The organism is Ruegeria sp. BA12 (assembly GCF_056539625.1).
The window spans coordinates 148,349-170,138 of sequence record NZ_JBQFVF010000001.1 but is presented as its reverse complement, the minus strand read 5'-3'; the positions used below and the strand labels follow the sequence as shown (position 1 = coordinate 170,138).

Sequence of the window (21,790 nt, the reverse complement as noted above, 5' to 3'; positions counted from 1 at the left end):
CTTGGCGCTGCCGTCAACCGAACAATTACACCCTGATGCCGCGCGCCTGTCACCAGGCGATCTGGCCACTTCGGCTCGTGCGTTGGCCGAAGGTCAAATCAAAGCTGCCGCAGCCGTTCGCGACGCCGAGGACAACATCGTCCGGGGCGCCAAGGCCATGGCAGAAACCATGCGCGCAGAGGGGATATTGCACTTTGTGGCCGCCGGGTCATCTGGCCTGATGGCAGCTGCTGACGCGCAAGAGCTGGGCGGCACATTCTCGATCCCCCCTGCCCGTCTGCGCATACATATGGCAGGTGGCCTGCCCACCGGGGTTGAAATGCCGGGCGGGGCCGAGGATGCGACCGAAGGGTTGGAACAAGCCTTGGACAGCTTACAAGCCAAAGACACGGTGATTGCGGTTTCAGCAAGCGGCTCTACGCCGTACACCGTGGCTGCCATGAACATCGCCCGCACCAAGGGCGCAACTGTGATCAGTATCGCCAATAACGGCGGCAGCCCCTTGCTGCTGGGCGCTGACATTCCCATCCTGTTGGCGACGCCGCCCGAGCTGATCTCAGGCTCCACACGCATGGGCGCTGGAACAGCGCAGAAGATTGCGCTGAACATGCTGTCTTCGCTTATGGCGGTTGAGCTTGGCCATGTGCATAGCGGCATGATGGTCAATCTACGTGCCGACAACGACAAACTGCGGGGCCGCGCCGCCGGGATCGTCGCCCGCATCGCCGAAGTGGATACAGAAACGGCGCAAAACGCACTGAACGTTGCGCATGGCGACGTAAAACCCGCCATTCTAATTGCCGCACAAGACCTGTCGTTGGCGCAAGCGGATGCTCGCCTGCGAACCACGAAGGGAGTTCTGACCGCAGCATTGGCCAAGGATTAACAACTAAATAACGGGAGAGAGAGATGAAACATAAAAGCCTGAAGCTGGCCTTATTGGGGACAACCCTGATGGCCACAACTGCCTATGCCGAAGACGTAACCCTGACCATCGAAAGCTGGCGCAATGATGACCTGACCCTGTGGCAGGACCAGATCATTCCCGCGTTCGAAGCGCAGCACCCCGGAATCAAGATCGATTTCACCCCGTCAGCACCAGCAGAGTATAACGCCGTTTTAAACTCGAAACTGGACGCGGGTTCAGCCGGTGACCTGATCACCTGCCGCCCCTTTGACGCCTCTTTGGCGCTGTATGATGCAGGACACCTGACCGATCTGTCCGGAGTCGATGCGATGAGCAACTTCTCGGACGTGGCAAAATCGGCCTGGCAGACGGATGATGGCGCGGTCACATTCTGCGTTCCGATGGCTTCGGTAATTCATGGGTTCATATATAACAAAGACGCATTTGCTGAACTTGGGATCGAAGTTCCAACGACCGAGGATGAGTTCTTTGCCGCGCTCGACAAGATTCGAGAAGATGGCAACTATATTCCGATGGCGATGGGCACTAACGACCAGTGGGAAGCCGCCACGATGGGTTACAACAACATCGGGCCGAACTACTGGAAGGGTGAGGAAGGCCGTCAGGCCCTGATCGCGGGCGAGCAAAAGCTTACCGATGAGGCCTGGACAGCCCCTTATGCCACATTGGCACGCTGGGGTGAGTATCTGGGCGACGGGTATGAGGCACAGACCTATCCCGATAGTCAGAACATCTTCACACTAGGTCGCGCGGCGATCTATCCCGCAGGCTCATGGGAAATCTCGGGCTTCAACACACAGGCCGATTTTGAGATGGGTGCATTCAAGCCGCCAGTCCGTAACGCTGGCGACACCTGCTACATTTCGGACCACACCGATATCGGCATCGGCATGAACGCCGCGACTGAACATCCCGAGGCCGCCGAGACATTCTTGACCTGGGTCGCAAGCCCGGAATTTGCAGAAATTTTCGGCAATGCCCTGCCCGGCTTCTTCCCACTTTCCAACACGCCTGTCGAATTGCAAGATCCACTGGCCAAGGAAATCGTGGGCTGGCGCGACGAGTGTGAATCGACCATCCGCTCGACCTATCAAATCCTGTCGCGCGGTACACCGAACCTTGAAAATGAAACCTGGGGCGCATCGGTTGCCGCCATCAAAGGCGCCAAATCCCCCGAGGATCTGGGTGCAGAATTGCAGGAAGGCCTCGCCTCCTGGTACGCACCACACCAGTAAACCCAATCATACCCGGGCGGCGGTGATCGCCCGGGTAAACCCGACACCCCATTGAAAGCAGTCCAATGAACCGCCCCCGCTTCCGCTGGCATATCGTCGTGTTTCTGGCACCGGCCGTGCTGGTCTATACCGCGGTTATGATCTTTCCGCTGTTCAACACGCTGCGTCTGGCGCTGTTTACCGAGGTCGATCAGACCCGTGTGTTCGTAGGCCTACAGAATTTTCGAACGCTGTTCTTTGACCCGATCTGGTCCGAACAGTTCTGGAATGCACTGGGGAATAACTTCTGGTTTTTCCTGATCCATATGCTGGTGCAAAACCCCATTGGCATCGCACTGGCAGCGCTTCTCAGCCACCCACGGCTTCGATTTGCGGCCTTGTACCGGTCGGCGATCTTCATCCCTACGATCCTCAGCTTTGTGATTGTCGGCTTCGCCTGGAAATTGATCCTGTCGCCGATCTGGGGCATCGCTCCGTCAATGTTGGACGCGATTGGGCTGAAATCCCTGTTCGCTCCGTGGCTGGGAAAAGAGGAATACGCCCTGACCACGCTGGCGCTGATCTCGGTTTGGCAGTTCGTGGGCATACCGATGATGCTGATCTATGCCGCCTTGTTGACCATACCCGAAGAAATCCTTGAGGCAGGTGAGATTGACGGCATCACCGGGGCCTCGGCCTTTTGGAAAATCAAGCTGCCGCTGATCCTACCGTCGATTGGGATCATCTCGATCCTGACCTTCGTGGGCAATTTTAACGCGTTCGACCTGATCTATGCGTCTCAAGGCGCGCTGGCCGGGCCGGATTTCTCGACAGATATTCTGGGTACATTCATGTATCGCACTTTCTTTGGCTTCCAATTGCAACTGGGCGATCCCCATATGGGATCAGCCATCGCCGGGGCCATGTTTGCCATCATCCTGGTGGGTGTCTGCATCTATCTGTTTGGCATCCAGACCCGGATGCGCCGGTATCAACTGTGAGGGTGAACGGATGAACAAAGCACGCCAAAATCCCTTCAACACCACCGCGATGCACGGTGCGTTGATCCTGTATACGCTGATCGCCCTGTTCCCGGTCTTTGTCATTCTGATCAACAGCTTCAAAACCCGCCGCGCGATCTTTCGCGAACCCCTGGCCCTACCCAGCGCAGACAGCTTTTCACTGATCGGGTACGAGACGGTGATGAAGCAGGGGGATTTCTTCCTCTACTTCCAGAACTCGATGATCGTCACGGTCGCATCGCTGTTCTTCATCCTACTGCTTGGCGCCATGGCGGCCTATGCGCTGTCTGAATACCAGTTCAAAGGCAACCTGCTCATGGGGCTTTATCTGGCGCTGGGGATCATGATCCCTATCCGCATCGGCACTGTGGCGATCCTTGAGATGATGGTGGCGACCGGGCTGGTGAACACGCTGTGGGCGCTGATCCTTGTCTACACAGCGCAGGGGTTACCGCTGGCCGTATTCATACTGTCTGAATTCATGCGGCAGGTCAGTGATGACCTGAAAAACGCAGGTCGCATTGACGGTCTGTCGGAATACACGATCTTTTTCCGACTGGTCCTGCCACTGGTTCGTCCGGCAATGGCAACTGTAGCCGTGTTCAACATGATCCCTATCTGGAATGACCTGTGGTTCCCGCTGATCCTTGCCCCGGCTGAGGAAACCAAAACGCTGACATTGGGCAGTCAGGTCTTTATCGGCCAGTTCGTGACCGACTGGAACGCGGTTTTGTCCGCCCTGTCGATGGCAATCCTGCCGGTTCTGGTTCTCTACGTCATCTTCTCGCGCCAACTGATCCGTGGCATCACATCCGGAGCTGTCAAATGACCCGTGTACTGATCACAGGTCTGGGCAATATGGGGCTAAGCCATGCGCTGGCCCATCACCACCACCCCGATGCGCAAATCGTCGGGCTGGTGAACCGATCCGGGCGCGTAGATCACACCGAACTTTCGGATTATCCAGCGTATTCGGATTTCGAAACTGCTCTGAATGAGACCCGCCCCAATCTGGCTGTGATCGCGACCTATTCCGACAGCCACGCCGATTACGCCTGTGCGGCGATGCAGGCAGGCGCGCATGTCTTCGTCGAAAAGCCGCTAGCCACCAACGTCGCTGACGCGCGGCGGGTGGTGGAAACCGCCACGCGGCTGAACCGCAAGCTGGTCGTGGGCTATATCCTGCGCCACCACCCGTCTTGGATGCGCTTGATCACCGAGGCGCGCAATCTCGGCGGGCCATATGTGTTCCGTCTGAACCTGAACCAGCAATCCTCGGGCGCGGAATGGGAAACGCATAAGGCGCTGATGCAAACGACCTCACCTATTGTCGATTGCGGCGTGCATTATGTGGACGTGATGTGCCAGATCACCGACGCGCAGCCCGTCCGCGTACACGGCATGGGTCTGCGCCTATCCGATGAGATCGCCGAGGACATGTACAATTACGGTCAGTTTCAGGTGGTTTTCGATGACGGCTCGGTCGGCTGGTATGAGGCCGGATGGGGCCCAATGATGTCTGAAACAGCCTTTTTCGTGAAAGATATCGTGTCGCCCAACGGATCGGTTTCAATCACCGATGGCAATAAAGGCGCATCCTCCGATATTGATGGGCATACAAAGGTCGGAGGCCTTCTGGTCCATACGCCACAAGGTGACCGAACCATCGAAATGCCCGATGAACCCGGCCATCAGGAACTCTGCGATGCCGAACAAGCCTATATGCTGCGCGCAATTGCCGAAGACATCGACCTGACCCGTCATATGAATGACGCCGTTCAATCCCTCGCCATTTGTCTGGCCGCGGATGAAAGCATCCGCACCGGCCAGCCCGTTTCCCTTGAGGAGCCCGCAAAATGACCGCCCTGACGTTGAGCAATGTGAACAAATCCTTTGGCAATGTGCATGTCCTCAAGGACATCACGCTTGAGGTTGAAGAAGGCGAGTTTGTTGTCTTCGTCGGCCCCTCGGGTTGCGGCAAGTCCACCCTGCTACGTGTGATTGCGGGGCTCGAAGATGCCTCCTCGGGCGAAATCAATATTGGTGGTCAACAGGTCAATCTGGTGCCGCCATCCAAGCGTGGCATAGCTATGGTGTTTCAAAGCTATGCACTTTACCCGCACCTCAGCGTGCGCGGGAACATGACGCTGGCGCTGAAGCAGGAAAAGCAGTCCAAAGCGGTGATAGAGGAACGCGTTGCCAATGCCAGCCGGATGCTGAACCTCGAGCCCTATCTGGATCGCTATCCGTCTGAATTGTCGGGTGGTCAACGCCAGCGGGTCGCTATCGGCCGCGCCATTGTTCGGGAACCCAAGCTGTTCCTGTTTGACGAACCGCTGTCAAATCTGGACGCCGCCTTGCGGATGAACACACGGATCGAGATTGCGAACCTGCACCGGGCACTGGACGCCTCGATGATCTATGTCACCCATGACCAGACCGAGGCGATGACACTGGCCGACAAGATCGTCGTTTTGCGTGACGGGCGGGTGGAACAGATCGGCAGCCCGATGGAGCTGTACAACAACCCTGCAAACAAGTTCGTTGCCGGATTTCTAGGCTCACCGTCTATGAATTTCCTACCCGAAAGCCTGTTGGGGGATAGCGGCCAGAACATCATTGGAATCCGCCCCGAAGACCTGTTTCTGTCCGACGACGGCCCGCTGACAGCTCAGGTCAGCCACGTTGAAAAACTGGGTGGGGATACAAACGTTATCGCCAAAATACACGACCAATCCGTGACCGCGCGGTTATTCGGTCAGCACGCCATTTCCGAAGGTCAAGAATTGCGGCTCGCCTATACTGCTGACAAGGCCTATCGGTTCGACGCAGCTGGTCAGCGTTTGCGCTAAATGTCGCAGGCACGCGTGTTTTCTGCGGAACAATCGCGCACCAGAACGCGCGGATTCCCGCAGAGAAAAGGCCTCTTCCCTTTTCATTGAACGCAAAATTCTGAAAGATCAGGCCTCTCCCTTAATGGGGTTGTTATCAAGCTGTCACAAAGAAATTCTAATTGCCTTTCATCTGCTATTTTCTGACAGCCAGGAGCTATCCATGAAAGACATTGATCCCACCACCCTGTCCGCCGACGATTGGGACGAGCTGCATTTCCCCCGCCCCGAAGAAAACGACTTTGACCGTGTTGTAGAAAGCGCCATTTCGCGCCGAGGTTTTCTGGGTGGTGTGCTAGCATTTGGATCAGGCGCTGCCGCTATGGGCGCGGGTCTGATGGGGTCGACTGCCGCTCATGCCGTCACCATGTCGCGCTTTGCATTCACGCCGATTGCTGCGCAGACCGATGGCACCGTGCAAGTGCCCGAAGGGTATGAGTGGAAAATTTTGATGCGTTGGGGCGATCCACTGTTTTCCGATGCCGATGGCTATGACCTGACGGATGGCGGCCCATTGGACAAATCAGACCGTATCTTCGGTGAAAACACTGATGGGATGGAGACATTTTCGTTCCGGGGTCATGAGCTGATCGCCATCAACCACGAATACCCGAACCGCAAGATCAACATGCCAGCTGCGCAGGAAGGCGTGCCCGCCAACGCGGACGATGTTTTGAAGCTGCAGAACATTCAGGGTGTGACCGTGATGGAGATCGCCGAAGGCCCCAACGGCTGGTCGGTTGTCAAAGACAGCCCATTCAATCGCCGTATCCACCACAATACGCCGATGAAGATCGTAGGCCCCGCTGCAGGTCACGATCTGCTGAAGACGCAGGCCGACCCGACCGGCACGGCGTCTCTGGGCACCATGAACAACTGTGGCGCGGGTAAAACGCCATGGGGCACATACCTGACCTGCGAAGAGAACTTTAACGGCTATTTCGGATCGTCCGATGAAAACGCCAGCTACGACCAGAAGGTGGCAGACGGCTTCAAACGTTACGGTGTCAAAGCCGAAAGCTGGAACGGGTATGAGCTTTTCGATCCGCGTTTCGACACGTCTAAAAACCCAAACGAACCGCACCGCGCGGGTTGGATCGTGGAAATCGACCCGACCAAGCCGAACAGCACGCCGGTCAAGCACACCGGCTTGGGCCGCTTCAAACACGAAAACGCCGAGGTGACACTGGCCGCAGATGGCCGTGTGGTTGTCTATATGGGCGATGACGAGCGCGGCGAGTACTTGTACAAGTTCGTCTCGAACGGCACCTATCAGCCAGGTGGCGAAACCGAGAGCTTGCTGAATGACGGAACGCTGTACGTTGCCAAGTTCAACGACGATGCGACCGGTGAATGGCTGCCACTGACGCCGGAAACGACTGGCAAGGATGATGCTGAAATCCGAATCTTTACCCGCATGGCAGCGTCTGCCGTAGGTGGCACCACTATGGACCGCCCAGAATGGGTGGCGTCGAGCCCGGTTGCGGTCGAGGCCTATTGCTGCCTGACCAACAACAAGAACCGTGGTGTCAAACCGAATGCCGGTGGTGACGACACTTCGGTCAATGCCGCCAACCCACGTGAGGCCAACAAGTACGGTCAAATCGTACGCTGGCGACCCTCGAATGACGATCACGCCGCAGACACGTTTGACTGGGATCTCTATGTCATGGCGGGCAACCCGACGGTGCATTCCGACGACCGCGCTGGCTCGCCGAATGTGAATGAGGGTAACCTGTTCAACTCGCCCGATGGCATGGTCATCGACTCGACTGGCCTGATCTGGATTCAGACCGACGGTAAGGACAACAATGAGGGTGACTTTGCTGGCAATGGCAATAACCAGATGCTGGTTGGCGACCCGGTGACCGGCGAAATCGTACGGTTCATGACGGGCCCCAATGGTTGCGAGGTCACCGGCTTGGCCTGGTCCAACGACCTGCGCACCATGTTTGTGGGCATTCAGCATCCGGGCAGCAACTGGCCCGATGGCGGTACACCGCGATCATCGGTCATCGCCATCAAGCGCTCCGACAACGGTTTGGTCGGCTAAACGTCGAAAAAGCCCCCACTCTATGGTTGGGGCGTTTTGTCAGATATCCTCACCCGGAGGCGCCAGTGGCCCTCCGGGTGCCAGAAGATGACGCTCCGAAAGCCACGGGTTCAGTTCCAGTGCTTGGTTCAAAGCTTCGCGCGCCTCGTCAATCCTTTGCAATCCCAACAAGGTCAGGGCGCGCCCGCTAATGGCCGCCACATGATTAGGCGACAGTTCGATCGCCTTGTCCAGATCGGGTAACGCGGCCTGAAAATCCTGCCGCAAATAATGCGCAAAGGCGCGCTGGTTGTACCCTTCGGCATATGACGGGCAATAGGCGACCAGCTTGTTGAAATCCTCGATAGCGCCCAGCAGGTCCCATGCGTTTCGGCGCGTCATGCCTCGATCCAGAACCGCCTGCGCGCTTTCATCAGGTGCGTCCGTCCAAAACTCCCACAATTGGTTCGACAAGAGACGGGCGGCCTGTTCGTTTTCGGCCTGTTGTATCTGGGCGATTACGCCACTGACATCGGCGCTGTGATCCGGCGCAACAGGGCATTCATCGGCATGCGCTGTTGTGGATGTTATTAACAGGATGGTGGCATAGGTGATCTGTTTCATGACCCAATGGTGACGCGTGCGGGGTTTTCGTCAACCCATCCCGTCAATGGCACCGGACACGCCCGTCTCTTTCACCGCTTCCATAGCGACGAAGGTCGATGTGTTGGCCACATGCGGCAGGGATGAGATTTTCTCGGCCAGCACCGCGCGGTATTCCGACATCGAGCCGGTACGAATTTTCAACAAATAGTCAAAATTTGACGCAATCATATGGGCTTGCTCGATCTCGGCCACCCTACGCACTGCCGCGTTGAACTCGGCCAGGGCCTTTTCGCGCGTGTCGGTCAGGCGCACCTCGACAAAGGCGACGTGATCCAGACCAAGACGGATCGGGTCCAGCAGGGCACGGTATCCGGTGATGATACCCTCGGCCTCAAGTCTTTTCACACGTGCTTGAGTTGGAGACTTCGACAACCCGATCCGCCGCGCAAGGTCGGCAACCGAAATGCGCCCGTCCTCGGCCAGAATCGCCAGGATCGACCGGTCGAACCGATCCAGATCGGGATTATCTTTTTGCATCGCTAAACCTCGAAATTTCAGAACATTCGCCTACCATTTTTTGAACTTAAGGCGATTGTCCTGAAAAATCGACTGTATACTCCCCAAAAGCCCGGAGGATACATGACACACAGCCTGCGCACCCATATCGACGGCCAGACCTATGCTGACCAGTCTGCAGTATTGGATCAGTTGGTCGAACATGCCAACCTGCCCCAAGCCGACCGCACGGCGATCTGCGCAGCAGCGGCTCAGTTGGTGCGTGACATCCGGTCCAGTACTTCGCCCGGCATGATGGAGGTGTTTCTGGCCGAATACGGCCTGTCCACCGACGAGGGCATCGCGCTGATGTGTCTGGCCGAGGCGCTGCTGCGCGTCCCTGATGCCGACACCATCGACGCGCTGATCGAGGATAAGATCGCACCGTCGGATTGGGGCAAACATTTGGGGCAGTCCTCGTCTTCGCTGGTGAACGCGTCAACCTGGGCGCTGATGCTGACCGGAAAGGTTCTGGACGAGGGCAAAGCGTCGCCCGTCGGCGCCCTGCGCGGGGCTATCAAACGATTGGGCGAACCGGTGATCCGTACGGCCGTTGGCCGCGCGATGAAGGAAATGGGCCGTCAATTCGTACTGGGTGAGACTATCCAGTCCGCCATGGACCGGGCCGCCGGGATGGAGGCAAACGGTTACACCTATTCCTACGACATGCTGGGCGAGGCGGCGCGCACCGAAGCTGACGCCGCCCGTTATCACCTGTCTTATTCTCGCGCTATCGCGGCCATTGCCGATGCCTGCACCCATGACGATATCCGGGCCAATCCGGGGATATCGGTAAAGCTGTCAGCCCTGCATCCGCGCTATGAGTTGGCGCAGGAACAACGGGTGATGGAAGAGCTTGTCCCTCGCCTGCGCGCCCTGTGTCTGTTGGCCAAAGCCGCCGGTATGGGCCTGAATGTTGACGCCGAAGAAGCCGACCGCCTGTCGCTTTCCCTGCAAGTGATCGAGGCCGTTATGGGTGAGCCCGCATTGGCCGGTTGGGATGGTTTCGGCATTGTCGTGCAAGCCTATGGTCCGCGTGCGGGGCTTGTTCTGGACACGCTCTATGACATGGCAGAACGTCATGACCGCAAACTGATGGTCCGGCTGGTCAAAGGGGCCTATTGGGATACCGAGGTCAAGCGCGCGCAGGTCGAGGGTGTCGACGGTTTCCCGGTTTTCACGCGCAAGGCGGCGACCGATATCTCGTACATCGCCAATGCCCGCAAGCTGTTGGGTATGACCGACCGGATTTACCCGCAATTTGCCACCCATAACGCCCATACGGTCAGCGCAATCCTGCATATGGCCGACGCGCAACCGTTCGAGTTTCAGCGTTTGCATGGCATGGGCGAAACTTTGCATCAGATCGTTCGCGATCAAAGCAACACTCGCTGCCGAATTTACGCTCCGGTCGGAGCACATCGCGATCTTTTGGCCTATCTGGTGCGGCGTTTGCTTGAAAACGGTGCGAACTCATCCTTCGTGAACCAGATCGTCGATGAAAATGTGCCACCCGAGGAGGTCGCCTCGGACCCGTTCGACACCATTGCAGAACCAAAATCACCGCTGCCAACCGGCCCTGAACTGTTTCAACCCGAGCGACCCAATTCTAAAGGGTTCGATCTGCAACACACACCGACGCTCGATCGAATTGACGCCGCCCGCGATGCGTTTCGCGCGCATCACTGGTACGCGCAGCCGCTTGTGTCACAAGACGCGCATCCCGACGCTGACGAACCCGTCACCAATCCGGCGCATCCACAGGACCGTCCGGGCGCAGTCGCCCCGGCCAGCGCGCAGGATGTCGAACTTGCCTTGGCCACGGCGTCCCCGTGGAATGCTCCGGCTGAACAACGGGCGCAGGTATTGAATACAGCAGCTGATCTGTACGAAGCACATTATGGTGAGCTTTTCGCTCTGCTGGCGCGAGAGGCTGGTAAATCGATTCCCGATGCGGTCGCTGAACTGCGCGAGGCTGTCGATTTCCTTCGTTATTATGCTGCTAACATCCCCGCGGCTGAACCAGCGGGCACGTTTACTTGCATCAGCCCCTGGAACTTTCCGCTGGCAATCTTTACCGGGCAGATTTCGGCGGCTTTGGCCACCGGCAACGCCGTTCTAGCCAAGCCTGCGCCGCAAACGCCGTTGGTCGCGCACCGGGCTGTCCAACTGCTGCACGAGGCCGGAGTACCGCGCGACGTTCTGCAACTGCTGCCCGGTGGGCCGTCCGTCGGGGCGGCGTTGACGTCAGACCGGCGCGTGTCTGGGGTCGCCTTTACAGGCTCGACCGCCACCGCATTGAAAATTCGTTCAGCAATGGCAGAGAACCTGAAACCTGGCACGCCTTTGATCGCGGAAACCGGCGGATTGAACGCCATGATTGTGGACAGCACCGCACTGCCTGAACAAGCCGTGCAATCCATCATCGAAAGCGCATTTCAATCTGCGGGTCAGAGATGCTCGGCCCTGCGCTGCCTCTATGTGCAGGAAGATATCGCCGACGACTTGCTGACCATGCTGACCGGCGCGATGGAGGCTTTGCAGGTCGGAGACCCATGGCTTTTGTCGACCGACTGCGGCCCGGTCATTGATCAGGACGCGCTGCAAGGCATTGCGGACCACATCGCGCAAGCGCGCGCAGAAGGCCGGGTGGTGAAGGAACTGAACACGCCCCCCGAAGGGACTTTCATCGCCCCTACCCTGATCGAAATCCCCGGTATCAGCGCACTGGAGCGTGAAGTGTTTGGCCCGGTCCTGCATGTCGTCCGCTTCAAGGCTGCTGAGATTGATCAGGTCATCGCCGACATCAATGCCACGGGTTATGGGCTGACTTTCGGCCTGCACACCCGCATCGATGACCGGGTCCAACACATCACCGAGGCCGTTCACGCGGGCAACATTTATGTCAACCGCAACCAGATTGGTGCGATCGTGGGTTCTCAGCCCTTTGGCGGCGAAGGTCTGTCGGGCACCGGACCCAAGGCGGGTGGGCCGAACTACATGGCACGCTTCTGTGCTCCGGATCGTCAACACAGCACGGCGAATTGGAACAACACGATGGGCGATCTACCCGATCCGCAAGGCCAGCCTGCTGCCGTACGCACGCAATCCCTGCCCGGTCCGACCGGCGAATCCAACCGACTGAGTGAATTCCCCCGCGCGCCGTTGTTGTGCTTGGGGCCAGGACCCGAGGCCGCGCAAGCGCAGGCCGAAGCAGTCGCAGCCCTGGGTGGCACCGCCATTCTAGCGACCGGCATGGTGGACCTGCACAGGCTAGAGAACATCGTCAATATCTCAGGAGTTCTGTGGTGGGGAGATGACGAAACCGCGCGCGAGATCGAACTCCACCTGGCCCGCCGTGATGGCCCGATCCTGCCGCTGATCCCCGGTCGGCCTGACCGGGCGCGGGTTCTGGGCGAGCGTCACGTCTGCGTCGACACCACCGCCGCCGGAGGCAATGCGGCCTTGTTGGGAGGTGCGGCGTAACCGTACCTTGACGCTGGGCCGGGAAAAGCCCAGCGTCCCCCCATGTTTCCGATCCGTGACCACAATCCGTCGGGGCGCACGCCCTATGTCGTTTACCTACTGATGGCAGCCAATATCCTGATTTTCTTCAGCTATGTGGGGATTATGGATAATGCACCGCTGATCAACAGGCTGTATTTCGACTATGCTATAATCCCGGCGCGGATCACCGATGGATTTGCGTTCGAAACCCTTGTGACGTCGATGTTTCTGCATGGTGGATGGATGCATCTGGCCGGGAACATGCTGTTTCTCTGGATTTTCGGGGACAATCTTGAGGATGAGATGGGCCACCTGCCCTTCCTGCTGTTCTATTTGCTGGCTGGTGTCGGCGCAGGCCTGATCCACGTTGCCACCGCGCCGGATTCGGTGGTGCCGACCATTGGAGCCTCGGGTGCGATTGCCGGGGTGATGGGCGGCTATCTTTTGCTGTTCCCCAAAGCGCGCGTGGACGTTCTGCTGATTCTGATCGTCTATTTTCGGATTTTCACCATCCCGGCTTTCATCATGCTGGGCATCTGGTTGGGCCTTCAATTCATGGGCAGCCTTGCAAGCAACCCAGACGAAGGTGGAGTTGCCTATTGGGCGCACACGGGGGGCTTTTTTGTCGGCCTGGTCCTGTGCCTCCCGCTTTGGCTTAAACGAGGTGGCCCCGCGTATTGGGGCCGCACCCACGGCCACCCGCCCCACCCCGAACACAAATACAAATTATCGCAATCCCGCATTCCACGGGTCCCGCGAAAATAGGCGCTAGTCCTCAGGCGGCTTCGGTAATCGACCACCGCTGAGGTGAGTGATCTCTTCTGCGGCGTCCCGAACCAACGTACCCAGTTCTGTTGCCCGGTCGGCAACGAACCGGACAGACGGCCCAGACACGGAAATCCCGGCACAGGGTTCGCCCCGGTCATTGTAGATGGCGGCACCGATACAGGACATGCCTTCGTACCGTTCCTCATGATCATGCGACCAGCCGCGGGCATGGGTTTTAGCCAAATCCGCCTCTAACCCTTCGTTCGGCAGCAACGTATGTGAGGTGAAACGAACAGCGTCAGCCGTCAATGCTTTGCTGACCGCAGACTCGCTCATCGCGGCCAATATCGCTTTGCCTGTGCCGGACGCGTACATCGGCGTCCGCGCACCCGGTGGGAAAAACGCCCGGATCGGGTTCGGCGTTTCAACCTGTCCGACAAAAACCACTTCGGACCCGTCTGGCACGGCCAAATTCGCGGTTTCGCCACTTTCTTGCATCAAACGCCGCAAGATCGGTCGCCCGATTTCAATCACGCTGTTTCGACGCAGGAACGAAGCGCCGGTGCGATACGCTTCAATCCCGATCATCCATTCCTGCCGCTCGTCATCGAAGGCGACAAACCCATGTTTCTGCAACGTCGCCAGAATACGGTGCGTAGTGGCTGTAGGTACATCCACTTCGCGCGCAAGATCGCTTAGCGCAGAGCGTTCCATTCGTGCCACTGCGGTCAGAACAACCAGCGCCCGATCCAGTGATTGCATGGTCCCGGCCGAGCTTTCCTTGAACAGCGATTTGGGCCTGCCGCGCGGCCTTTTGGGGGTGTCCGTCACTGATTTCTCCTTTCAGCCCGGCAAAGTTTTTTTCATCCCGCTTTCTGAAACTCAAAAATGAAAAACGGAAAATCACATCTATTCAATGGATTATTTATTTAATTGCAAAAATGAAAATATTTTTCAAGAAAATTGCACCAAGAAGCGATTTCTACAACACTCTTCTTCAAATCGGAGGATCTAGAAATGTCCAATCAAAACCCGGTATTCATTCCCGGCCCCACCAATATCCCGGATCGGTTGCGCCTAGCGATGCAGGTCCAGACACAGGACCACCGCGCGCCTGATTTTGTCGAAACCTTTGCCCCTGTGCTGGAAGACACCAAAAAGGTGTTTGGAACCAAAGAAGGGAACATCATCACCTTCCCGGCCAGCGGAACAGGCGGCTGGGAGGCATCGGTGACCAATACGCTCAGCCCCGGCGACAGCGTACTGGTTGCGCGCTATGGCATGTTCAGCCATCGCTGGATCGACCTGTGCCAACGGCACGGCTTGGATGTCCGCATCATCGAATGCCCCTGGGGCAGCGGCGCGCCCGCCGATAAGTTTGCCGAAGCTCTTGCCGCAGACAAAGAGCATAAGATCAAAGCAGTTCTGGTAACGCATAACGAAACGGCGACCGGCGTACGCTCGGATATCGGAGCGGTGCGCAAGGCAATGGATGCCAGCGACCACCCGGCGATGCTGTTTGTGGATTGCGTCAGTTCACTGGCCTCGATGCCGTTCGAGTTTGATGGCTGGGGCGTCGATATCGCGGTGTCGGGTTCGCAAAAGGGCTTCATGCTGGCAACCGGTATGGCGATCCTGTGTGTCAGCCCCAAGGCGCTGGCTGCGATGGAAACGGCCCAACTGCCGCGCACCTTCTTTGATTTCCGCGACATGATGAACGCAAATGCGTCGGGCGGGTTTCCCTATACCCCACCGCTGCAGCTGATCTATGGTATGCGCGAAAGCCTGAAGATGCTGTTCGAGGAAGGGCTGGACAACGTATATGCCCGCCATTTCCGTCTGGCCGAAGGGGTCCGCAAGGCAACTGCCGCCTGGGGGCTGGAGTTGGTGGCGCAATCGCCCGACCTGTATTCCGATACCGTCAGTGCGATTTACGTACCTGAAGGCTTTGACAGCAATGCGCTGACCGATCACGCCTTTAATTCCTATGGCGTAAGCTTTGGCATCGGGCTGGGCGAAATGAACGGCAAAGCCTTCCGTATCGGCCATCTGGGCAGCCTGACGGATGTTATGGTTCTGTCCGGTCTGGCCACGATCGAAATGGCGATGGCTGATCTGGACTATCCGATCACGTTGGGCAGCGGTGTTGCAGCAGCGCAGGAGTACTTCCGCAGCGGCAGCGCCACACCGATGCAATCCGCAGCTTAAGGAGGAGCTTGATGTTGGACGCACTCACCACAGCTGAAAGCCTGACGCTGGCCGACATGCGCGAAGCGCACGAGCGGATTCGGCCACATATCAACCGGACGCCTGTGATGCGTTCGGACTATCTGGACGAACTGACCGGCGCACAGCTGTTCTTTAAATGTGAAAACTTCCAAGAGGCCGGGGCCTTCAAAGTGCGCGGGGCCTGCAATGCGGTCTTTGGGCTGGATGACGACGCGGCAAAGCGCGGCGTGGCTACCCACTCTTCGGGCAACCATGCGCTCAGTTTGTCATATGCAGCCGGACGGCGGGGTATTCCCTGTAACGTCGTGATGCCGCGCACGGCACCGCAAGCCAAGAAAGACGCGGTGCGCCGTTATGGCGGGATCATCACCGAGTGTGAACCTTCGACCACCTCGCGTGAGGCCGTGTTTGCCGAAGTGCAAGGCCGGACGGGCGGTGAGTTCGTACACCCCTACAACGACCCGCGCGTAATTGCAGGGCAGGCAACCTGTTCGGCCGAGCTGCTTGAGCAAACCGACGGTGTGGACGCTGTAGTCGCACCCATTGGTGGCGGCGGCATGATCTCGGGCACGTGCCTGACCCTGTCGAACGCGGCCCCCGAGGTAAAGATATACGCCGCCGAACCGGAACAGGCCGACGACGCCTATCGCAGCTTCAAGGCCGGGCACATCATCGCCGATGACGCGCCGGTCACTGTAGCCGACGGTCTGAAAGTGCCGCTGAAGGAAAACACCTGGCACTTCGTGTCCCGCTTTGTCACCGACATTCAAACCGCCAGTGAAGACGAAATCGTCGAGGCGATGAAGATCACCTGGAAATACCTGCGTGTCGTGATGGAGCCCAGCAGCGCCGTGCCATTGGCCACCATCCTGAAACACCCCGAAGTGTTCAAGGGCAAACGCGTCGGCGTGATCATCACTGGTGGCAACGTGGATTTGGATAAATTGCCCTGGATCAAGGGCTGAGGAGGAAGAAATATGAACAAGCCTGTGAATATTGATCAGCTTGAAGTTGGCTTTGACATTCCTGCCGCGATTGGCACGGACGAGGCCGATATTCAGACGCCAAGCCTGGTGCTGGATCTGGACGCGCTGGAGCGCAACATCAAAAAGATGGGTGACTATGCCAAGGCCCATGGGATGCGTCACCGGGTGCATGGCAAGATGCATAAATCCGTCGATGTGGCAAAGCTGCAGGTCGAGCTGGGCGGGGCCTGTGGGGTATGTTGCCAGAAAGTCTCTGAGGCCGAGGTCTTTGCCCGCGGCGGTATCAAAGACGTTCTGGTCTCGAACCAAGTGCGCGACCCGGCCAAGATCGACCGCCTTGCGCGCATGCCCAAGCTGGGCGCACGGACGATCTGCTGTGTCGACGACATCGACAATGTCGCCGATCTGTCCGAGGCGGCACAACGCCATGGCACCCAGATCGAATGTCTGGTGGAGATTGACTGCGGCGCAGGTCGCTGCGGCGTGACGACGACGCCCGAGGTAATCGCCATCGCCAAAGCCATCGACGCGGCTCCGGGGCTGAAGTTCTCTGGCATTCAGGCTTACCAGGGCGCGATGCAGCACATGGACCTTTATGAGGACCGCAAGGCCAAGATCGACGTTGCCGTGGCACAGGTCAAAGACGCAGTGGACGGGCTGGCCGCAGAAGGTCTGGAGTGTGACATTGTTGGCGGTGGCGGCACCGGGTCCTACTATTTTGAAAGCACTTCGGGCGTATACAACGAACTGCAGTGCGGTTCCTACGCCTTCATGGACGCCGATTATGGTCGTATCCTTGATCAGGACGGCAACCGCATCGACCGTGGAGAATGGGAGAACGCGTTCTTCATCCTCACCAGCGTCATGAGCCACGCCAAGGCCGACAAAGCCATTGTCGATGCAGGCCTCAAGGCGCAGTCAGTGGACAGTGGTTTGCCGGTGATTTTTGGGCGCACCGATGTGGAATACGTCAAGTGTTCGGACGAGCACGGTGTTGTCGCTGATCCCGATGGTGCGCTGAAGGTGAACGACAAACTGCGCTTGGTTCCGGGTCACTGCGATCCCACCGCCAACGTCCATGATTGGTATGTTGGGGTGCGCAACGGCAAGGTCGAAACCCTCTGGCCAGTATCCGCTCGCGGTAAGGCGTATTAAGCCGAACCGCATTGATCCGGGCGGCGGTTCTTCCCTTCCCTGCCGCCCGGACCTGCCCTCAAGCTAAGGAAAAGGTCATGAAAGATATGTCGGAAAAACCCTTGCTGATCGTCGGAGAAGATCTGTGCCAGCAACTGGTTGGCCGCAGCGACGCGTTTGACGCGGTGCAGGACGTGTTCGCCGCAATGGCGCGCGGAGATGCTTACAACTTTCCGGTCATCCGTGAAGCGATTGGCTATGCCGATGCGCTATATGGATTCAAATCCGGCTTTGATCGGGCCGGTCAGGTGCTGGGTGTCAAATCTGGCGGCTACTGGCCCGGCAATCTGGACAAAGGGTTGACCAACCACCAATCCACTGTCTTCCTGTTCGACCCGGACACCGGGCGTCTGTCTGCACTGGTCGGCGGCAACTACCTGACCGCCGTGCGCACGGCTGCATCGTCTGCCGTTTCCATCGCCCATCTGGCCCGAAAGGACTCCAAGGTTCTGGGCATGGTTGGCGCTGGCCATCAATCCGCCTTCCAACTGCGCGCCGCAGCCGAGCAACGCGACTTTGAAAAAGTCGTTGCCTGGAACCCCCACCCCGAGATGCTTCCGCGTCTGGGTGAGGTCGCGAAAGAAATCGGCCTCGACTTCGAAGCTGTTAGTCAAGAAGAGCTGGGCGCACAGGCGGATGTCATCATCACCATCACGTCGGCGTTTGAACCTTTGCTGATGAAAGACTGGATCAAACCGGGCACCCATCTGGCCTGCATGGGCACCGATACGGTAGGCAAGCAAGAAGTCGACGCCGCGCTGGTTGCCAGTGCAACGGTTTACACCGACGAAGTTGCCCAATCGGTCACCCTTGGCGAAGCTCAGCATGCCATCGCAAACGGCTCGTTGACCGAAGATCAGATCACCCCAATCGGTGCCGTCATCAATGGCGACCATTCGGGGCGGGCAAGCGCGGATGAGATCACCTTGTTCGACGGAACCGGTGTTGGGCTACAGGACCTGGCGGTTGCATCTGTTGCCGCACGGCTGGCGGATGAAGCCGGGCTGGCGCAGCGCGCAACCCTCTGAATCCAGTCTCTTTGAAACGACAAAGCGCGCCTGTAACAGGGCGCGCTTTTTTTAATGGATTTGCAGGAAGCTTAGCCCCGGATAACCTTGGCGAACTGGTCAAAGATCGGCTCATTGGCGCAGATCACCTCGCCATCCTCAAGCACGTTGCCTTCGGGGTTCAGGGCTTGCACAAAGCCACCGGCCTCTTTCACGATGATGATCCCAGCGGCCACGTCCCAAGCGTTCAGGCGACGCTCCCAGAACCCTTCATAGCGGCCTGCGGCCACATAGGCCATGTCCAGCGCCGCAGCGCCCCAGCGGCGCACACCAGCGCAGGCAGGCATCAGCCGGGCCAGATCCTGCAACGTGGCAGGCAGGTCCGAGCGGCCCCCGAATGGCAAGCCGGTCGAAAAGATGGACTCGATCATGCGATGACGGCCCGAGACACGGATGCGGGTATCGTTCATCCATGCGCCTTCACCTTTTTCGGCAAAGAACATCTCATCCTTGGCGGCGTCATAGATCACTCCGGCCACGATCTTGCCCTTGTGTTCCAGCGCAATCGACACCGCCCAGTGCGGCAGGCCGTGCAGGAAGTTGGTTGTGCCGTCCAACGGGTCTACAATCCAACGGCGGGTTGGGTCCTCACCATCAATCGCGCCGCCCTCTTCGGCCAACCAGCCATAGGTTGGGCGCGCACCCAGCAGTTCCTCTTTCAGGATTGCCTCGGCGGCAATATCGGCCTTGGAGACAAAGTCGCCCGCGCCTTTCATCGACACCTGAAGGTTCTCGACTTCACGAAAATCCTTGACCAAAGAACGCCCCGCCTTGCGCGCGGCTTTGATCATGATGTTGAGGTTTGCACTGCCAACCATTGTCCAAAGGCTCCTGTCCGGTCAAACCGCGCGTATACTGGTGCAACGCGCCCTTGCCAAGAGGAATGATGCGCATAGCAGACCCGCGTTTATTACCTATTGCTCTTGCAGCTTGCGCGCCTCGGTTCCCGCCAGTTCGATCAGTTCCTGCACGTAGGGTTTTTCAAGGTCTTCCGAGCGCACTGCCGCGTACAATGTGCGGGTAATTCCGTTTTCCGTCAGCGGGCGGGTGACATAGTCCGAGTTGTATTTTACCTCGCGCACGACCCAGTCAGGCAACGCAGCAACGCCCCGGTTCGAGGCCACAAGCAACAGGATCACTGCCGTCAATTCCACCTGCCGGATTGCGGCCGGTTCAACGCGTGCCGGGATCAGCAATTGGCTGAACACATCCAAACGTGTGCGTTCGACCGGGTATGTAATCAGGGTTTGCCCTCGGAAATCCTCGGCCTCGATGAACTCTTTCTGCGCCAAGGGGTGCGAGGACGACGCGACAAAGACCGCGTCATAGTCAAACAGTTCGATGAATTCTATACCCGGCAGCTCCTCAGGGTCGGACGACACCACCAGATCGACCTCTTCCTTCTGCAGGGCAGGCAAAGCGTCAAAGGCCAGACCCGGGCGGATATCGACATCTACATCGCCCCAGGATTTGCGGAAAGATTCCAGCACCGGGAACAGCCATTCGAAACAGGCGTGACATTCGATGGCGATATGCATCCGCCCCGTGCGCCCGTCCCGCAGAGAGGAAAATTCCTGTTGCGTCGCCTCAAGTTGCGGCAGAATCTGCTCAGCCAGCCGTAACAGACGCAAGCCCGCCGCCGACAGTTTCATCGGCTTGGACCGGCGCAGGAACAATTCGACCCCCGCCTGATCCTCCAACCCCTTGATCTGATGGCTCAGCGCGGATTGCGTGATGTTCAGCTGATCCGCCGCACGGGCCAAGCCGCCGCATTCATGGATGGCCTTAATCGTACGCAGGTGTCGGAATTCGATGTGCATTGTAGTGTGACTCATGTTGTTCTTGAGTAATATGAGTTTGTCTCACAATGCGCAAACTGGCACAAGAGCCACAGATAGGACCAGTGAGGCAGCCATGACGAAACCAGAAATTTCATTCGAGTTTTTCCCGCCGCAAACGCTCGAGGCCTCATTCCGCCTGTGGGATACGGTTCAGACGCTGGCCCCGCTTGAGCCGCGCTTTGTCTCGGTCACCTATGGGGCGGGCGGCACAACCCGCGAACTAACCCGCGATGCCGTGGCCACCCTGCACAAATCATCCGGCCTTCCTGTGGCAGCGCACCTGACCTGCGTGGACGCCTCGCGCCAGGAAACGCTGGAGATCGCCGATACATTCGCGCGTGCCGGGGTTCAGGACATTGTCGCCCTGCGGGGTGATCCGCCGAAAGGTCAGGTTCGGTTCCTGCCGCATCCCGATGGGTTCGCAAACTCGGTCGAGTTGATCGAAGCCCTGGCTGAAACCGAAATGTTCAGCATCCGCGTCGGCGCCTATCCCGACAAGCACCCCGAGGCACAGGATTTTTCGGCTGATGTCGACTGGCTCAAGGCCAAGCTGGATGCCGGTGCGGACGAAGCCCTGACGCAGTTCTTCTTTGAGGCCGAGACCTTTTTCCGCTTCCGCGATGCCTGCGAAAAAGCCGGGATCGACAAGCCCATCGTGCCCGGCATCCTGCCCATCGAGAACTGGAAAGGTGCCCGCAATTTTGCCCGCCGCTGTGGTGCGCATATCCCTGACTGGGTCGAAAACGCCTTTGAAAAGGCGATTCGCGATAATCGAGAGGATCTGCTGGCCACAGCACTATGCACCGAACTGTGTTCGGACCTGATCGACGAAGGCGTGGACAAGCTACATTTCTATACCCTGAACCGGCCTGAACTGACGCGCGACGTGTGTTTTGCACTGGGTATTACTCCAAAGGCCGAATTGCAAAACGTCGCCTGATTTGATCCCT

19 protein-coding genes are annotated in these 21,790 nt (G+C 58.2%); 14 read left to right on the top strand and 5 right to left on the bottom strand.

The features are described from left to right. Window position 1 precedes the first annotated feature (1 nt). From ACR0B0_RS00815 to ACR0B0_RS00785, 7 genes are all read left to right on the top strand, one after another. A complete protein-coding gene (locus ACR0B0_RS00815) occupies window positions 2–886 on the top strand; it encodes an N-acetylmuramic acid 6-phosphate etherase (RefSeq protein ID WP_170374344.1) in 885 nt (294 codons plus the stop codon). 23 nt (window positions 887–909) lie between these two features. Then, on the top strand, window positions 910–2,163 hold the full coding sequence (locus ACR0B0_RS00810; protein WP_170374342.1) for an ABC transporter substrate-binding protein: 1,254 nt from the start codon (window positions 910–912) through the stop codon (window positions 2,161–2,163). A gap of 65 nt (window positions 2,164–2,228) precedes the next feature. Further along, window positions 2,229–3,143: a carbohydrate ABC transporter permease gene (locus ACR0B0_RS00805; RefSeq protein WP_170347915.1), complete on the top strand. Its 915-nt coding sequence runs from the start codon at window positions 2,229–2,231 to the stop codon at window positions 3,141–3,143. Window positions 3,144–3,153: 10 nt separating this feature from the next. Continuing rightward, entirely contained in the window at window positions 3,154–3,993 is an 840-nt protein-coding gene (locus ACR0B0_RS00800) for a carbohydrate ABC transporter permease (protein ID WP_170347914.1), read from the top strand. After that, window positions 3,990–5,024 (top strand): Gfo/Idh/MocA family protein, encoded by a 1,035-nt coding sequence (locus ACR0B0_RS00795; RefSeq protein WP_480646055.1) that lies wholly within the window; start codon window positions 3,990–3,992, stop codon window positions 5,022–5,024. The genes ACR0B0_RS00800 and ACR0B0_RS00795 overlap by 4 nt, the downstream gene beginning before the upstream one ends. Further along, window positions 5,021–6,016: an ABC transporter ATP-binding protein gene (locus tag ACR0B0_RS00790; RefSeq protein ID WP_480646053.1), complete on the top strand. Its 996-nt coding sequence runs from the start codon at window positions 5,021–5,023 to the stop codon at window positions 6,014–6,016. Before ACR0B0_RS00795 ends, ACR0B0_RS00790 begins: the two co-directional genes overlap by 4 nt. 202 nt (window positions 6,017–6,218) lie before the next feature. Then, on the top strand, window positions 6,219–8,108 hold the full coding sequence (locus ACR0B0_RS00785) for a PhoX family protein (protein WP_480646051.1): 1,890 nt from the start codon (window positions 6,219–6,221) through the stop codon (window positions 8,106–8,108). 39 nt (window positions 8,109–8,147) lie between these two features. On the opposite strand, the gene ACR0B0_RS00780 is transcribed toward ACR0B0_RS00785, so the two are convergent. Both ACR0B0_RS00780 and ACR0B0_RS00775 read right to left on the bottom strand, forming a co-directional pair. Then, window positions 8,148–8,711, bottom strand: a complete 564-nt coding sequence (locus ACR0B0_RS00780) for a tetratricopeptide repeat protein (protein ID WP_170347910.1) — start codon at window positions 8,709–8,711, stop codon at window positions 8,148–8,150. A gap of 30 nt (window positions 8,712–8,741) precedes the next feature. Next, the gene (locus ACR0B0_RS00775; protein WP_170374334.1) at window positions 8,742–9,230 is read right to left on the bottom strand and encodes an Lrp/AsnC family transcriptional regulator; all 489 of its coding nucleotides are present in this window, start codon (window positions 9,228–9,230) and stop codon (window positions 8,742–8,744) included. A 102-nt stretch (window positions 9,231–9,332) separates the two neighbouring features. Here ACR0B0_RS00775 and putA point away from each other — a divergent pair, with 102 nt between their 5' ends. Both putA and ACR0B0_RS00765 read left to right on the top strand, forming a co-directional pair. Further along, complete coding sequence (gene putA / locus ACR0B0_RS00770; protein ID WP_480646049.1) at window positions 9,333–12,734, top strand: bifunctional proline dehydrogenase/L-glutamate gamma-semialdehyde dehydrogenase PutA; 3,402 nt, start codon at window positions 9,333–9,335, stop codon at window positions 12,732–12,734. Window positions 12,735–12,776: 42 nt separating this feature from the next. Beyond that, window positions 12,777–13,520, top strand: coding sequence for a rhomboid family intramembrane serine protease (locus ACR0B0_RS00765; protein WP_170347907.1), 744 nt, complete (start codon window positions 12,777–12,779; stop codon window positions 13,518–13,520). 3 nt (window positions 13,521–13,523) lie between these two features. Here the strand turns inward: ACR0B0_RS00765 and ACR0B0_RS00760 are convergent, their stop codons facing one another. Next, entirely contained in the window at window positions 13,524–14,354 is an 831-nt protein-coding gene (locus tag ACR0B0_RS00760; RefSeq protein ID WP_170347906.1) for an IclR family transcriptional regulator, read from the bottom strand. 186 nt (window positions 14,355–14,540) lie between these two features. On the opposite strand from ACR0B0_RS00760, the gene bhcA reads away from it, so the two are divergent. The 4 genes from bhcA to bhcD all read left to right on the top strand — a co-directional run bounded on the left by bhcA (window position 14,541) and on the right by bhcD (window position 18,960). After that, window positions 14,541–15,731, top strand: coding sequence for an L-aspartate--glyoxylate aminotransferase BhcA (gene bhcA / locus ACR0B0_RS00755; protein WP_480646047.1), 1,191 nt, complete (start codon window positions 14,541–14,543; stop codon window positions 15,729–15,731). Between the two features lie 11 nt (window positions 15,732–15,742). After that, window positions 15,743–16,717, top strand: a complete 975-nt coding sequence (gene bhcB, locus ACR0B0_RS00750) for a beta-hydroxyaspartate dehydratase BhcB (RefSeq protein ID WP_226688752.1) — start codon at window positions 15,743–15,745, stop codon at window positions 16,715–16,717. Between the two features lie 12 nt (window positions 16,718–16,729). After that, window positions 16,730–17,893, top strand: coding sequence for a 3-hydroxy-D-aspartate aldolase BhcC (gene bhcC, locus ACR0B0_RS00745; protein ID WP_170547982.1), 1,164 nt, complete (start codon window positions 16,730–16,732; stop codon window positions 17,891–17,893). A gap of 77 nt (window positions 17,894–17,970) precedes the next feature. Next, the gene (gene bhcD / locus ACR0B0_RS00740) at window positions 17,971–18,960 is read left to right on the top strand and encodes an iminosuccinate reductase BhcD (protein WP_170347902.1); all 990 of its coding nucleotides are present in this window, start codon (window positions 17,971–17,973) and stop codon (window positions 18,958–18,960) included. 71 nt (window positions 18,961–19,031) lie between these two features. Here the strand turns inward: bhcD and ACR0B0_RS00735 are convergent, their stop codons facing one another. Beyond that, window positions 19,032–19,817: an inositol monophosphatase family protein gene (locus tag ACR0B0_RS00735; RefSeq protein ID WP_170347901.1), complete on the bottom strand. Its 786-nt coding sequence runs from the start codon at window positions 19,815–19,817 to the stop codon at window positions 19,032–19,034. Window positions 19,818–19,913: 96 nt separating this feature from the next. Then, complete coding sequence (locus ACR0B0_RS00730; protein ID WP_170349338.1) at window positions 19,914–20,819, bottom strand: LysR family transcriptional regulator; 906 nt, start codon at window positions 20,817–20,819, stop codon at window positions 19,914–19,916. Between the two features lie 94 nt (window positions 20,820–20,913). On the opposite strand from ACR0B0_RS00730, the gene metF reads away from it, so the two are divergent. Further along, the gene (gene metF / locus ACR0B0_RS00725) at window positions 20,914–21,780 is read left to right on the top strand and encodes a methylenetetrahydrofolate reductase [NAD(P)H] (RefSeq protein WP_170347900.1); all 867 of its coding nucleotides are present in this window, start codon (window positions 20,914–20,916) and stop codon (window positions 21,778–21,780) included. The last annotated feature ends 10 nt before the right edge of the window (window positions 21,781–21,790 follow it).

Excerpts from the sequence above, each read along its gene's own strand:
- ACR0B0_RS00810 (WP_170374342.1), top strand. The coding sequence starts at position 910 with ATGAAACATAAAAGCCTGAAGCTGGCCTTATTGGGGACAACCCTGATG.
- ACR0B0_RS00805 (WP_170347915.1), top strand. The coding sequence starts at position 2,229 with ATGAACCGCCCCCGCTTCCGCTGGCATATCGTCGTGTTTCTGGCACCG.
- ACR0B0_RS00800 (WP_170347914.1), top strand. The coding sequence starts at position 3,154 with ATGAACAAAGCACGCCAAAATCCCTTCAACACCACCGCGATGCACGGT.
- ACR0B0_RS00795 (WP_480646055.1), top strand. The coding sequence starts at position 3,990 with ATGACCCGTGTACTGATCACAGGTCTGGGCAATATGGGGCTAAGCCAT.
- ACR0B0_RS00790 (WP_480646053.1), top strand. The coding sequence starts at position 5,021 with ATGACCGCCCTGACGTTGAGCAATGTGAACAAATCCTTTGGCAATGTG.
- ACR0B0_RS00785 (WP_480646051.1), top strand. The coding sequence starts at position 6,219 with ATGAAAGACATTGATCCCACCACCCTGTCCGCCGACGATTGGGACGAG.
- ACR0B0_RS00780 (WP_170347910.1), bottom strand. The coding sequence starts at position 8,711 with ATGAAACAGATCACCTATGCCACCATCCTGTTAATAACATCCACAACA.
- ACR0B0_RS00775 (WP_170374334.1), bottom strand. The coding sequence starts at position 9,230 with ATGCAAAAAGATAATCCCGATCTGGATCGGTTCGACCGGTCGATCCTG.
- putA (WP_480646049.1), top strand. The coding sequence starts at position 9,333 with ATGACACACAGCCTGCGCACCCATATCGACGGCCAGACCTATGCTGAC.
- ACR0B0_RS00765 (WP_170347907.1), top strand. The coding sequence starts at position 12,777 with ATGTTTCCGATCCGTGACCACAATCCGTCGGGGCGCACGCCCTATGTC.
- bhcA (WP_480646047.1), top strand. The coding sequence starts at position 14,541 with ATGTCCAATCAAAACCCGGTATTCATTCCCGGCCCCACCAATATCCCG.
- bhcB (WP_226688752.1), top strand. The coding sequence starts at position 15,743 with ATGTTGGACGCACTCACCACAGCTGAAAGCCTGACGCTGGCCGACATG.
- bhcC (WP_170547982.1), top strand. The coding sequence starts at position 16,730 with ATGAACAAGCCTGTGAATATTGATCAGCTTGAAGTTGGCTTTGACATT.
- bhcD (WP_170347902.1), top strand. The coding sequence starts at position 17,971 with ATGAAAGATATGTCGGAAAAACCCTTGCTGATCGTCGGAGAAGATCTG.
- ACR0B0_RS00735 (WP_170347901.1), bottom strand. The coding sequence starts at position 19,817 with ATGGTTGGCAGTGCAAACCTCAACATCATGATCAAAGCCGCGCGCAAG.
- ACR0B0_RS00730 (WP_170349338.1), bottom strand. The coding sequence starts at position 20,819 with ATGCACATCGAATTCCGACACCTGCGTACGATTAAGGCCATCCATGAA.
- metF (WP_170347900.1), top strand. The coding sequence starts at position 20,914 with ATGACGAAACCAGAAATTTCATTCGAGTTTTTCCCGCCGCAAACGCTC.